At 58.9% G+C, this 13,367-nt stretch carries 10 protein-coding genes; 4 read left to right on the top strand and 6 right to left on the bottom strand.

Annotated elements, in window-relative coordinates; genetic code table 11:
• Nucleotides 1–14 precede the first annotated feature (14 nt).
• Nucleotides 15–908, bottom strand: coding sequence for a C-terminal binding protein (locus tag C3B78_RS08750; protein WP_234005556.1), 894 nt, complete (start codon nucleotides 906–908; stop codon nucleotides 15–17).
• Nucleotides 909–1,184: 276 nt separating this feature from the next.
• A complete protein-coding gene (locus C3B78_RS08745) occupies nucleotides 1,185–2,981 on the bottom strand; it encodes a sigma-54-dependent Fis family transcriptional regulator (protein ID WP_104997724.1) in 1,797 nt (598 codons plus the stop codon).
• A gap of 391 nt (nucleotides 2,982–3,372) precedes the next feature.
• On the opposite strand from C3B78_RS08745, the gene C3B78_RS08735 reads away from it, so the two are divergent.
• A complete protein-coding gene (locus C3B78_RS08735) occupies nucleotides 3,373–4,062 on the top strand; it encodes a TetR/AcrR family transcriptional regulator (RefSeq protein ID WP_104997722.1) in 690 nt (229 codons plus the stop codon).
• 183 nt (nucleotides 4,063–4,245) lie between these two features.
• Here C3B78_RS08735 and C3B78_RS08730 read toward each other — a convergent pair whose 3' ends face one another.
• Entirely contained in the window at nucleotides 4,246–4,449 is a 204-nt protein-coding gene (locus tag C3B78_RS08730; protein ID WP_104997721.1) for a hypothetical protein, read from the bottom strand.
• 2,196 nt (nucleotides 4,450–6,645) lie between these two features.
• On the opposite strand from C3B78_RS08730, the gene C3B78_RS08720 reads away from it, so the two are divergent.
• Nucleotides 6,646–7,038: a hypothetical protein gene (locus C3B78_RS08720; protein WP_158677222.1), complete on the top strand. Its 393-nt coding sequence runs from the start codon at nucleotides 6,646–6,648 to the stop codon at nucleotides 7,036–7,038.
• A gap of 1,447 nt (nucleotides 7,039–8,485) precedes the next feature.
• The gene (locus C3B78_RS08715) at nucleotides 8,486–9,520 is read left to right on the top strand and encodes a DUF4192 domain-containing protein (RefSeq protein WP_231754779.1); all 1,035 of its coding nucleotides are present in this window, start codon (nucleotides 8,486–8,488) and stop codon (nucleotides 9,518–9,520) included.
• Between the two features lie 89 nt (nucleotides 9,521–9,609).
• On the opposite strand, the gene C3B78_RS08710 is transcribed toward C3B78_RS08715, so the two are convergent.
• The 3 genes from C3B78_RS08710 to C3B78_RS08700 form a co-directional block, all read right to left on the bottom strand.
• Nucleotides 9,610–11,073 (bottom strand): MFS transporter, encoded by a 1,464-nt coding sequence (locus C3B78_RS08710; RefSeq protein ID WP_104997717.1) that lies wholly within the window; start codon nucleotides 11,071–11,073, stop codon nucleotides 9,610–9,612.
• Nucleotides 11,073–11,285: a hypothetical protein gene (locus tag C3B78_RS08705; RefSeq protein ID WP_104997716.1), complete on the bottom strand. Its 213-nt coding sequence runs from the start codon at nucleotides 11,283–11,285 to the stop codon at nucleotides 11,073–11,075. Before C3B78_RS08705 ends, C3B78_RS08710 begins: the two co-directional genes overlap by 1 nt.
• Nucleotides 11,286–11,600: 315 nt before the next feature.
• Nucleotides 11,601–12,971 (bottom strand): MFS transporter, encoded by a 1,371-nt coding sequence (locus C3B78_RS08700; RefSeq protein WP_104997715.1) that lies wholly within the window; start codon nucleotides 12,969–12,971, stop codon nucleotides 11,601–11,603.
• A 247-nt stretch (nucleotides 12,972–13,218) separates the two neighbouring features.
• On the opposite strand from C3B78_RS08700, the gene C3B78_RS20380 reads away from it, so the two are divergent.
• Nucleotides 13,219–13,299 (top strand): MerR family DNA-binding transcriptional regulator, encoded by an 81-nt coding sequence (locus C3B78_RS20380; protein ID WP_104999707.1) that lies wholly within the window; start codon nucleotides 13,219–13,221, stop codon nucleotides 13,297–13,299.
• The last annotated feature ends 68 nt before the right edge of the window (nucleotides 13,300–13,367 follow it).

Here is a 13,367-nt window from a genome sequence, read left to right as displayed (position 1 = left end):
TTTTCTCCAGTCTTTCAGTTCACAAGGTCGATGAGCGGTTGCCCGGTCAGGGCCAGCCGGACCCGTTCCACGGCTCCGTCCTGCAGTGCGCCCGTCGAGCGGTTGGAACGCCATGCGATGTGGGGAGTCAGGATGGTGTTGGGTGCTGAGCGGAGCGGGTGCCCGTCACGCAGCGGCTCTTCAGCAAAGGTGTCGATACCGGCACCGGCAATGTGTCCCGAGGTCAGCGCTTCGGCGAGTGCTGCTTCATCGATGAGGCCGCCGCGAGAGACGTTGACTACTACCGCGCCCTTGCGCATCCGTGCCAGGACATCCTCGGAAAGGAGGTTTCCCGTCTCCGCGGTCAGCGGGAGGTGCAACGAGACGACGTCGGAGTTCTCCAGGATGTCATCCAGCCCGGTCAGCTCCACGAAGCTGTCCGTCACGAACGGATCGTAGGCCCGTACACGGGCGCCCACGGCCTGGTACATCCGGGCAACATGCTGGCCGATACGCCCCATTCCAAGCACACCGACCTCGAGGTCGGACAGAACCGGCGTGTCGTATCCGATGGTCCCGGCCCAGCCGAGATCTCGGATCGACGCATCGCCTGCAGGCAGCCTGCGTGCCAAGGCCAGGCCCATTGCGAAAGCGTGTGAAGCCACTTCCTCCGAAGCTGTCCCCGGGACGATCGAAACCGGAATGCCGGCCTCGGTGGCAGCAGCAACATCGATGTTGTCGTAGCCGATTCCGTACCTGATGACTGCCCGGCATTTGGACATCACAGGGAAGTCCGCAGCAGTGAGCTTGGCGTAGGGGGTGATCATGACAATGTCGGCTTCGGGAAGCCCTTCACGGAAGGCATCGGCGTCAGCCGCGGCGTTGAGTGCGTAACCGAACTCCACCGCGAGGGCATGCTCGCGGTCCAAATTTGGGAAATGGTGAGGGGCCACAAGAATGGTTCCCCGGGCATCGCGCGTCATAGTCTGTCGTCCTGTTCGTGTCGTACCCTCGTTCGCTGCCGAACACTCCATGGGACGAGTGCCGGTGTCGGGTGATTTCAAGTACAACGCGATATCAGAGCCTCTATCCGTGCCAGATCGAGACACAAGCGCGGGACACCTGTCCCGCGAGTCAGAGTTGTAGGCAGCACGCAGGACCCGGCCATCAAGGATGGCCGGGTCCGTTATTTCTGCCTGGTGGAATCAGAGGTCGATGCCCCGACTGCGGAAGTAGTCCATGCGCCTATACAGGGTGGAGCGGCCGATCTGCAGAGTTTCCGCTGCGAGGCTGCGGTTGCCTTTCGCCTCTTGCAGGGCGGTGCGCAATTCGCTGAGTTCGGCGTCTTCCAGCCGGGAAAGCCGCCCCTTGGTCAAGACGCGGTGGAAGCCCTGCGACAGGTCGTCGACCCTCACTTCGGCACCTTCTGACCGCTCCACCGCGTTGGAGACGACGGACCGGAGCTGGTCTATGTTCCGCGGCCAGTCGGCTTGTGTGAGCGTTGAGACTAGCCGACGGGAAAGCCTGCGCTCCCCCAGTTCCTCCGCAATGGCAGTGGCGAGTTGCGGGATGTCTTCCCGTCTGTTCCGCAGCGGCGCTACTGGGACCTCAAGGGCGTCAAAAGACTCGGAGAGCAGCAGGGTGGCATCTGTTGGCCGTGCAATGGTGAAGATCAATTTGGTGGCCGAATTCCCCCTGAGATTGCGGGCGATCTCGCTGGCTTCATTCTGGGAAAGCTCATCGGCGTGCTCAATAATGAGCGTCGCAGGCAGTTCTGTAGCCACCCTGTGGAGCACGTCCCTGAATTGAAGGTTCTTGAGAGCGCCACTGCGTGCATCAATCGCCATGTGCCCTCCGCGCAGCGATGCGATGGCACTGGCCAAGCGGTGTTTCCCGCTGCCAAGTTCACCGATCATCATCACGGACCTGCCCTCGTCCACCGCCTTGCGGGCCAGGTTAAGGGTGCGCTTGAACTCGGTGCTGGTCCCATCCAGGTGCTTCATCAGTCGCTCAGCGGTTCCCTGCGGTGAAGACTCCCGTTGCGGGGGTATGACTGCAGCAGTGACGGCCCGCTCATTGTTTGGAGCATGGGGCCGCACGACAACGATTGCGCCGACATTCGCAGCGGACAGGGTTACGGGGGAAACTTCCAGAGTGGATAGTCCAGGCCCTTGGAGCATCACCTCACAGTTCAGTCCGCGACCGGAAGACATTACCGCCGTGGCGTAGCCGGATATGATCGAGAAGTCGCTGTCTTGCAGAGAAGTCGTTGCAGTGGTGTTCTGGAGGGAGTTCTTCCCATCAAGTGCTATCACCGCGCGGTTGCCCCTTCGGCGCGAGATTTTCAAGTACTCATTCAGAAGCGCCCGCTCCCTGGAAGACGTCCGAACTTCTATATCGCGCTCGATCCGCGAGGCTACGCCCTCAAGCATCAGCAGCGTAGAGGAGGGTTCCAAGGTAGAGACGCGGTTGGCGGGGAGTGTCAGGCCAACGACTGCTCGCACGCGGTTGTGGAACGGGTCCCGAACCAGCGAAGCAAAGCACCAGTTCCCTCGCATGTCTTCGCGGAAATGTTCCTCCGGGGCCAGCCAGACGCCGCGGCCTTCCTCCAGCGCCAAGCCTTCACCGTTGCTGCCGCAACTTTCTTCCAGAAGCGAATATCCGGCCGGGAATCCATCGTCGCGAAGGAAATCGGCCTTGACGAGTACGCCGTTAGGTGCCGTCAGGTTGACATACCCACCCAAGTCGGCAGCCACTTCGTCCAGCTTCTGCAAATGTGGGCCGGCCGCTTGGATTGTATATTCGTCCACCCGGCCTTCGTCAAAGAAGCCTCGATCGGCTACGGCGTCGACTCCAGCGGCCCTGCTGCGGTACCAAGAGCGCGCCACGATCGGCCGGATTCCACGGAGATCCGTATGAGGCTGCATGAGGAAAAGTTCTCGAAGGCGATTTGTTTCGCGCAATGAGTTATGCGGCCAAGGGGACAGCATTTCAGCGGCCATGGAAGAACTGTCTTTCTGGAGAAAATGAGGCGGACTAGGAGGCAGCGGCAGTCCCGCGGCGGTGGGAGGCGGCACGCCTTGAAAACCAACTGCGGGACCGGGGACGGAAGGCCTGCTGCGCCTGCCAAGCATCGTCCTGTTGTGCGTTAGTTTCCAGAGCCTGGGCGCTGATATGCGCGGCAATCATGCCCGAAAGGCCGCTTCCAAAGAGGTTGCAGTGCTGGCTTGTCCCCCGGCTTGTTTTTTCGGTGACCATTTCCGCTCTTCCTGCTCAAAATAGCATCTTTGAAAACGCCAAAGCGGGTGCTTCTTCGCGCCACTTCAAGCATACCTAACTAATGATCGTTAGCCAAGGGTTTTTGTCCCGTTAATTGCTTGTTAGGGTCGAGCTATGAGTGGTAGATCGTATGTGGCTGCACGGGACGCTTTTTCAGACCGCCTGGAGGAGTGGGGCTGGGCTGGGCAGTCGGCTTCGCGGCGGCATATTCTGGAAGCTTTCCTTGAGCTGGCCATAGCAAACGGGTTCAACTCAGTCTCGATGCGGACCATCGCGAATGCCGTCAACATCAAACCCCCGAGCCTTTACTCACACTTTCCGAATGGCAGGGATGAGATCGTCGCAGAGTCGCTCAGGTGGCACTTCCATCGCTTCGGTGTCGCACTGCTGGAAGCGGTTGGGCAGGCCGCATCAGCTGAGGACTTCTGGGATGCCATGGTCAGGCTCCATTTCACCCGTCAGGTGCGACTCCCGGAGAGCAATCTGTGGGATCTGCTGGTTGCCACGGACAGAGCGGCACACATACTTCCAGCCGAACTCCGCACCCAGGTCGATGACTGGGTTCGGATGCACCAAAACATGTACGTCGCCGCCGCCACGGATATGGGGTATCCCGAGGCGGAAGATCGAGTCAAAGTTGTCATGACGTTGCTTGAAGGTGCGACGCGCTGGGCATCACCAGACTGCGACGACGAAGAGTTGGATAACCTGACCGACCGGGCGGTCCTGCTCTCGCGAGCCATTCTCAAGCTGGATCTCCATACTCCAGCGCGACCGCTATCAGCTGCGCGGTCGGACTATTGACTGGTCTTGTCCCTTGGAGCGGAACCTATGAGCTCCCGAGAGGCTGCTGTTGCCGTGTATGCGAGTAGGCTCCAACTGCGGGCAGGCAAGATGTGAATGTACTGGGATTCTCTTCTCCACAACTGTCAGAGTAGGCCCGCGAGACCAACATGTATGCAGAGGCGTCGGGTGGCAGTGGAACCCCTACCGATCCAGTTTCACGAGGTCGTAACCGTCGTGCGCATGAATGAGCCTCCGCTCGCCCAGGGGGTCCAGGAGCCATACGAAGTCCCCGTCGAGAGAAAATTCATCAACAATTCCCATCTGCACGAACTTCCCGTTGAAACTTACTTCCACCATGTCACGTTGCTCTACGATGTCCCAACGCGTCCTAAAAATTCTCGTCATAGATTTTGCACCATTCTTTTATGAAACTGCCTGATGGAATCATGTCGCCGTGTCTGAATAACTTGTGCACTGAGCGAGTCTTGTACCGATGGATCTGCGCTGTCATGTTCCGTGGTATCCAATGATTGTCCGGATTGCTTAGAGCATCGTCTGTGAATACACCAAGCGACCGTGTCAGCTTGAGACACGTTGTCGCACCGCAGAGTCAGCGCGGCCCATGGAGCTCAACGGAACTTGGGAGAACGCTCACACCGGAGCCTACTCAGGACCTCTGGAATAAAGGCGTCTAGCGTCGGGAGCCCGAGTCCCGGCCCTCGACCCGAGCTCGAACTTTCCAATGGGCTCGCTGCGCTGCGAGGTTCTGGATGCCTGGGCTGAGATCCTCAAAGTCACAGACGCGACACCGCGAACTGTGTTGCGGCAGAGCATCTTAGCGAGCTATCCACAATGGCAACAGCACCGGCGTCTTCGACGATGCCGGGCTATCGACGCTTGCAACGTTCATCATGACATCGTCCTCGAACATCTCAGCCCCCTGGCGAGTAACGCTGTCCTCCAGCCGTCGCGCGGTGGTGCGCATTATTCCGATCGCTGTCAATGCCTGTGGACAAGAACCCCGTCCGATTTGAGAAATGCTTGGTTTTCGGATTGGTCATTCACAATCCACAGCACTCCCCCACTCTCCGAGATTTCTTCTACTAGACCTTGGGCGACGATCCTCGCATTCCTCATGATGTTTACTCGTTCACCTTGTTGCAGTTCTCGCCAATCCGAAAGCACAGCGTGGTTTCTCTGTCTCCTGCAAGCTTCTCGAGCCTTCATTACTTTCACCTTGATCTGTAAATAGGAATTGTTTGTGCAGCAAGCTTGGCAGGATCAACGTCGTCAATAGCCTGAATCGCGAAAACGGCTAGTCGGACTTGCCCAGACGGCAAGAACTTGTGGCGGTACGCGCCGTCATCCCTACGCAGCCTGCTCATAAAATCTGAGTGTCAAGCTCAATAGCGGGTGAAGTAGCCATGCCCCCGCAGCATTACTTTGTTCCACGTCCTCGCTGCACCGTGTCAGGCCATCGTGGCCATGGTGTCAGGCCAAATGCCATCGATGGTATGACGGACAACTGAAACCAGTGAGTCGTTGGAAGCAGGTAGCCAATGCCCATTGGGCTCCATCGACTCCGAGCGCTGCTTACACTGTCCCGACTCGCCCTCGAAGGCCACCTGAGGGTTGCATTGCTCATTCACACGTAGCCCCCACTCGAGGTGCCGACCGTGTGCAAGCTTCCGGTTCATCATTCTGATCAACTCACCATGCTTTGAGAACTAAAGGGTCTCCTCCAGCATGGGACCGGGGGCAAGGAACAAAACGTGTCACTTTGAGACAGCTGCCGATACCCATACCTGCCGCCTACCTACGGCGACCTGCACATCACGAACGCCCCTATGGGGGCCGGCCGTACCATTATCGATATCTTCTGCTCAGCAGTATCAATTCAGGGACCGCCCGAGGGAATGGTGTTCCTTCGAGGATGCCTACCGTGGGTGGGTGACCTAATGGAACAGGCCGCATCGCAGTCAGAGAACTAATTGGCGCATAGGTTTCCACCTACATACCGAGGCGTGTGCTGCCAGAAGACAGCGGTAACCCGAGCGCCGCACATTCACGCATTCCGTGTCCCCATTTGGCACAAAGCGACTTGATCAGCGGCAAACATACTTAGTTGATGCTGCTGGTGCTTACTCCAGCGCGGGGCGAACCACTCGACGCTACGCAAACGGAATCAAGGAGGGAATAGTTGTTGGATAGCCATTACTCGCTCGCTTTTCTTCTCGCGGGTCGAGACGCTGACGGCGCTCGGAGCGCTCTTCCGGATGCGCCGATTATCTCGGATCAAGACGAGTCCCAAGTTCCGTGGGCAAGAAATCAGAGAGCGCGCATTGCTACTGCACTGCACCGGGCAGCATGGGCTTTTGAGTCGGCCGATGTCAAACATTGAAGTCACTCATCACTGAACCTCACCCAAGGCGGCGTGACAGTATCAGACGCATACGATCACGGTACGTCGGATAGAACGATCAAGGTCGGATACTTGCACGCCTGGTCGGGTGTTCCTCCTATTAGGGCACACCCAATTTTGACGAAACGGAACCATTGTGGGTCACCACTACGATGAAGCAGCTTGAGCCGAGGAAGTCCATGCCCCGCAGCTCAAAGAAGGGCGACGAGCTTCCATTCAGAGAGTGGGGAGAGCCGGAAGGCTGCTTCGTCACGGTTGGACCGGCGCAGGCCTGTCAGTCTGAAAGTGTAGTGGTTGTCCTTGGGGTGCTGTATCCAAATGTCATCCCACAGCCTGTCGCTGCTGGCACCCACCTTGATCTGGTACTTCTACCTCCCGGCTTGACCGCCGGCCGGCAGAGCATGGACGTTGTCTTTTACGACCCGCTGTCTTCTAGTTGGAACGGTGACGAGGTACCCCTCGCCGCGAAGTATCGAAGGAAGTCCATGGGCGATGGTTACGCAAATCGCACCCAGGCCCAGAACGCTGTTGCCCGCGATCTGACGTTGCTTCGCTTAGAAAAACGCGGGTAGTCGCTTGCTCTCGACTGCAAACATACCGGCAGCGTTTGACCCTCCCGCAGGACAAAGTTAGAACGGCGGACCATTACTCGCCGATGATCGACCCCGCCCAACCCTCAATCGACAGCCCCACACCTCTGGCGGGGCCTATGGGCAGCGCAGCTGCATGGTGAAGTGGGTCTGGTTACCGGGCGCTGCACTACGAGCAACTTCCGCCCAGCCAAATTCACAGTCAGGGGTCAGGTACCCTCTCGATAGCAATGGTGGCCGCGCTCACCCACGATTTTGCGACGACCAGAAGCCAAAGCCTGTTGCTAGTTGTCATTCTGAACTTCGTTGTCCGGACCGCTCCCCTGCGCCCTCAAAGCCGCTACAACCCGCCCGTGATCCGGGATTCCCTCCACACCTGCCAATAAAGCAGACCTAAGTGTGGACACTGTACACGCCCCCTTTGGCAGGACAAATGGAGCACCCCGAGCTCGCGTGACGCCAGCGAGCAGCCTTCCAAGAAAGCTTTGCGCCAGAATCGGCCGGGTCAGGTGGTCCCCGCTCCCCCGGACCATGAACTGGTGTTGGCCACTCCCGACCAACCCGACAGAACCGGAATGAGGACCGCATAAACCCAGCCACAGCAGACGGAAGGCCCACCAGCCAGGGACTTGAACCCGCCACGCCACACACCTGAATAAGCCACCGCGGAGGCTAGGCCACAGCCCGCGAACCAACCCGTCAGGGCCTGCGACCACAAGCTTTGTCAACACGCCAAAGCAAAATCGCCCCTGACGAGGGAATCTGTCGTGCCCGAGGTGGGACTCGAACTACATTCCAGCCCTTGCAAACACTGGGAGCCCGCGAAAACATGCGGAATTCGAAGCAGTCCGAGGACAGTATCACCCGATCCGAGGCCAAGACTGTGGACAATGTCCACACCCCATTTCGCGCCCGCCGAAGCGTTCAGCCGAAGACCGCAGCCCGCAACCCTCAACCCGCAACGACGGGATGCGGTTCTTCTTTGTCATGAGAGATTCGCCTCACACCTCAACAGACCTCAGCGCTACAAGAATCCGATAACGACCCACCTTTGTGGAGGCTCCGCATGCCCAGCCACAGTCACGGCGAGGGTTCTGAACCGTCCATATCTTGGTAGGTCATGCCGCTTGGTTACTCGGTATCGATAGACAGGCAGAAGTTCAATCGCTGCTTGTCATTCTGATATGTCCAATGATCGCTGGGCGGGTCCTCCGCGCAACCAGGGCGCTACCGCGCCGACCCCGAACCGAAAACTTCGTCATCGAACCGGTGGAGCGTTGGCTCCAGCTGAAGTTTTCGGCCCCGGCGCCGGTCCCCCAAGTTGCACTTCGGCCCCTCAGCCCAGCGGGTGGTCCCCTACCAGAACGACGCCCACAACCAACAACCGCAAAAGCACAGCAACACAAGGGTGAAGGGAAACAAAGGGATCATGGAAAAGCTAACGATCACAACACCATCAGATGTGCTCAGTTTCATCGGGCACACCTTGGGCTTCTGGCCACAGGAAAGCTTGGTCTGCATCACCTTGAACGAGAACAGCATCGGTGCGACACTGCGCATCGACCTCCCCCGAGAGACTGGTCAGGAAATCCCTTACGCACGCACCGTCGCTCATTACCTGACCAGCGACACCACCGCCACGTCCATCCTCTTTGCCGTCTACACCAGCGAAACCGCCCAGCACGGACAGGCCAAACCCCACGCCGGCACCATCGCCGCTCTCACCGGGGTCCTCGCCGAACAGGGCATCACCATCCGGGACGGACTCTTCGTCGGCGACGAAACCTTTTCCCCCTACGACGGCGAACCCGGCACCAGCCTCGCCCTGCCCGTCAACTCCACCCAGACCAGCGCGATCAACGCCGAATTCATCTATCGCGGCAGCTTCGTCGAACCTACCGACCGCGTCACCCTGCCAACCACCAGCCAGGCAGCAGCCAAAGCGATCGCCGTCGAACACCACATGGACACTATCGCATCCCAACCCACCGACACCGCGCTCCAACAGGGCCGGCAACTCTGGGCAGACATGCTCGACTCCAAGACCTTCCCGAGCGACGACGACTGCCACGCCCTGGTCGCGAACCTGCAGTTCCCGGCGATCCGCGACCGGCTAATCGCAGACATTCCAGGAGTGGACGAGCCAATGCAGCGGATCTTGTTCGCCCAAACCGACCAGGCCCCGAAGTGGTCACGCATCGAATGGGCACAACAACTGCTCTTGCACGCCTACACCCGAACCAGTGCAGAACACGCAGCGCCGGTCCTCACGACCATTGGCTACATCAACTGGTGGGAAGGTAGAGGCAGCAAAGCCCACCAATTCCTCCAACTCGCACTCGACACCGACCCCGCCTACCGCCTCGCCCGCCTCAGCGACCAAATGATCGGCTCCGGCATCGTCGCCGGCTGGAACATGAACAAAGACACCGCCTACAAAACACTGCCCTTCGAACTGCCATAACGCAGGATTGTTGTAGGAGTTGAGTAGAAGGCCGGAACATCGGCGGCGATCCAATTCGGCAAGTTCACAGATCTATAGCGCCAAGGATTCTAACCATGTGCGGAGGCCGCACCGGCCTCGGTAGGTGCCTCGAGGCCGGTGCTCTTGGTGCCGCCGACCGCGGGCATAGCGATAACGGCGACAACGGTGAGTATGGCACTGACCAGCACGGCCACGAAGACTGCAGTAGTCGCAGACACAATTGTCTGGGGGTCAGAATCACCGCCGGGGACGCCGGCATATATCGAGTTAGCTACTGCCCCGAAAACGGCGACGCCGATGGAGCTTCCAATCGAACGGGAGAAGAGATTAGTACCCGTGACTACGCCGCGCTCATTCCATTCGACACTTGACTGGGCGGCAATGAGGATCGGGGTGGCTACCAGCCCCAGTCCCAGTCCGACGACGAAACAACACGCCGCCACAACCGGAACGTTGGGGGAAGTGGCCGTGAGTGTTAGGACCGATGTACCGATGACAGCGACCATGACACCGATCAGTGCCGTCTTCCGGTATCCGATGCGAAAATAGAACCGGCCAGCCTGTGAAGCACTGATCGGCCAGCCGATAGTCAGTGCTGCCAGGGCGAGCCCGGCCAGAACCGGGGAGGTCGAGAGGGATCCTAAGAGGAACGTGGGCACGTAGGCAGTAAGGCCGAACATGATTGCACCAATACCGAAAGAGATCATCGACGTCGTGGCCAGCAGACGCCTGGACACTACCCACGGCGGTAGCACCGGCTCGGCTGCCCTCCTCTCGACGAGAACGAACACCGCGAACAGGAGCGCCCCGACTCCAAACACGGAGATGCTGGTGACGGAGTTCCACGCCCATGCCAGGCCGCCCTCGAGAGCCCCGAGGATCAGCAGGCTAAGGGAAAGAGTTAGCAGTATTGCCCCCAAATAGTCCACATGGTGTTTGCCGCGCTCGATGCGTTCGTGGAACGCTCGGATCAGCATCCACCCAGCCAGGAGGCAGAGTGGGATGTTCAGCAGGAAGATCCCGCGCCAGATGCCTAGCGACGCGAACAAGTCGCCTAAGGTTGGGCCCGCGACTGACGAAAGTGCCCAAACGCTGGCAAGGTAGCCTTGCACCTTAGCCCGTTCAGTCGGCGTGTAGATATCGCCGACGATGGTCATTGCCATCGGCAGGACTGCTCCCGCGCCCAGGCCCTGCAACACGCGGAACGCAATGAGGGCGGGCATGCTCCACGCAACTCCGCAGAGGATCGAACCGAGCAGGAAAAGACCGATACCGCAGAGGATGATCGGCTTGCGGCCGACAACGTCAGACAGCTTGGCGTAGACGGGCACGCAGACAGCCTGTGCCAACAAATAGGCCGAGAAAAGCCAGGGAAAGGAAGTGAAGCCGCCCACGTCATGCACGATTGAAGGTATGGCCGTCGCAACAATCGTCGAATCAATCGCCACCAAGCCAGACGCAACCATCAGGGCAATAAGGACGGGGCCCCGCCGGGACCGAAACCCGACTCCGTCGGCAGTCGCTGTCGTCACTACCAGCTCATTTTCTCCATGGTTGTGCCGTACGGTACTTTTTCACTCAGGCTGACGGTAAAGGTCTCAGGGCTGCTACGCGTCACCAGCATGCCCTGCTTCCGCAGTTTCGCATTCTTAAGCAGTTTGCCCACCGCAGTATCGAGGCGGTGCTCCAATTCTGCGCGTCGCTGGATCGTGAAAGTGATGGAATTATCCGAACTGTAATTCATTGCCGTCGAAAGACCTTCCGAAAGTGATGTTGCTCTTCAAACCGAGCATGGCGGGTTATGGCAGAGCGGACGAAAGTGGAGCACTGGATCATGGTCAATCCCACAACAAAGCCCGGCTTTAGTGGCAGTGCGATGGTTGTCCCGCTTAAGCCTCATTCTCATATAAGGCTAAAAGCGACCCGCACGGGCCGCTCATAGCCATCCACGCCAACAACGCCCGAATATGCGCCATTTTGTGGCCACCGATCCGCTCCTGGTCCAGGCTCTGCCCGCTGCCAGCGGGAGAGGGCAGAGCCGGTGACAGTTGACTGACGGTTATTGTGTGAGGTCTCGTCCATTGGTTTCCGTTAGGAAGAACACACAGGCGGCGGTGATGAGCCCGGCAATCACGAGATAGAGCGCGACCGAAAAGGAAGTCCGTGTTGCTGCGTAGAGGGCCGTTGCGATCAGGGGCGAGAATCCACCGCCCAGGGTCTGGCCGAGCTGGTAGCCCATCGATGCGCCGCTGTAACGAAATTTGGTGGCAAAGAGCTCACTGATCAGCGAGGCAAGCGGGCCGTAAATCATTCCGCATAGGATAAGTGCAACTGCCATCGCCAGCGTGATGAGTATGGAGTTCCTTGTGTCGATCAGCGAGAACATCGGAAATGACCAGACGGCAAAAGCAATTCCACCTGTGAGTATGACCGGCCGTCGACCTACCCGGTCAGAGATAGCTGAGCTCACCCAGTCGCTGAGGCCGTAGAAGACGAAAGCGATGGTTAGCGCAATGAGACCCACACCCGCGTCAAGCTTGAGGTTGTTGGTGATGTAGCTCAATAACCAGGTCACTACGCCATAGGTGAGCGTGCCGAATCCGAAACTGATTCCCGCCGCGAGGAGTAGCTCCTTTGGGTTGGCCTTTATCACTTCGAGGATGGGCTTACGGGTGATCTTTCCCTGCGTCTCGGCGTTCTTGTATACCGGGGTCTCTTTGAGCCGAAGCCGAATGATGAGGCCAGTCACGACGAGGATGATCGACGCAAGGAAAGGGACGCGCCAGCCCCACGCTTCGAACGTCTCCGCTGGCATGAAACTCAGAGCGAAGAGCACCCCTGTTGAAAGCAGCCCGCCTACCGCTGACGATGCCGGGATGAATCCGGTATAAAAGCCCCGCTTTTCCCGGGGAGCCGTCTCGCTGACCATCAGAATGGCGCCACCGTATTCTCCGCCAAACGAGAAGCCCTGCACGAACCGCAGGGTGACGAGAAATAACGGTGCCCAGATCCCAACAACAGCATAGGTCGGAAGAAGTCCCATGGCGGTCGTTGAAATCCCGGCGATGAGCAGCATGGCAACCAGGACGCCCTTACGACCGCGGAGGTCACCGACATGCCCCGCCACCAGGCTACCGAGCGGGCGGGCAATGAAACCGACGGAATAGGTCCCGAACGCGGCAAGCAGGGCGACAGTCGGATCGAAGGTCGGAAAAAACAGCTTGCCGAAGACCAGGGCGGCAACCGATCCGTAAAGCACAAAGTCGTATTGCTCGATGATGTTGCCGACGACGCTGCCGGCGACAGTGCGGTGCAGCAGCTTCTTCTGGTCTGGCCCGAACTCCTTGGATTCTGCGGGTTGGACGATGGGCACGTCCTGTTCCGCCTTTAATCCAGTAGTCAGCAGGGCCTGCGACTTCGTTGTCCGCATGTGTTCTCCTGGGTGTTTTCCGCCGGCACCAAAGGCGACCGGGTTACAGGTGGATCCCGCCAGACGCTCTTCTTCGTGCGGCCGGGTCGGTACGTCGAAGCTAGTTCGATTCAGACAGTGCGTCAAGAGAAACTTTCGTATAGCCTATCTACCTTTCATAATGCGATACTTCTGACCTTGTGGCCCTTTAAGCAATGCCACTAGTGATAGTGCCGGCGCAGTTCCCCAGCGAAGGAATGCCAGGCGTATCGGAGGACTGGCAAAGCGGTCAGGTGTTCCGGCACGCACGCTGCTGTACTACGAAGAGCAGGGCTTGGTGGCTGCATGAGCGCGCGCGGATGTCCCAGAAATCGATCTTCTGATCCACAACCGCGATGCGCTCACTCGCTACATTGA

It is taken from the genome of Arthrobacter sp. PGP41, assembly GCF_002953935.1.
Taxonomy (GTDB): Bacteria; Actinomycetota; Actinomycetes; order Actinomycetales; family Micrococcaceae; genus Arthrobacter.
This window is presented reverse-complemented; position numbering and strand designations above follow the sequence as displayed.

Bases quoted from the DNA above. Each gene is read 5' to 3' on its own strand.
- C3B78_RS08745 (WP_104997724.1), bottom strand. From the start codon at position 2,981: ATGGCCGCTGAAATGCTGTCCCCTTGGCCGCATAACTCATTGCGCGAA.
- C3B78_RS08735 (WP_104997722.1), top strand. From the start codon at position 3,373: ATGAGTGGTAGATCGTATGTGGCTGCACGGGACGCTTTTTCAGACCGC.
- C3B78_RS08730 (WP_104997721.1), bottom strand. From the start codon at position 4,449: ATGACGAGAATTTTTAGGACGCGTTGGGACATCGTAGAGCAACGTGAC.
- C3B78_RS08720 (WP_158677222.1), top strand. From the start codon at position 6,646: ATGCCCCGCAGCTCAAAGAAGGGCGACGAGCTTCCATTCAGAGAGTGG.
- C3B78_RS08715 (WP_231754779.1), top strand. From the start codon at position 8,486: ATGGAAAAGCTAACGATCACAACACCATCAGATGTGCTCAGTTTCATC.
- C3B78_RS08705 (WP_104997716.1), bottom strand. From the start codon at position 11,285: ATGAATTACAGTTCGGATAATTCCATCACTTTCACGATCCAGCGACGC.
- C3B78_RS08700 (WP_104997715.1), bottom strand. From the start codon at position 12,971: ATGCGGACAACGAAGTCGCAGGCCCTGCTGACTACTGGATTAAAGGCG.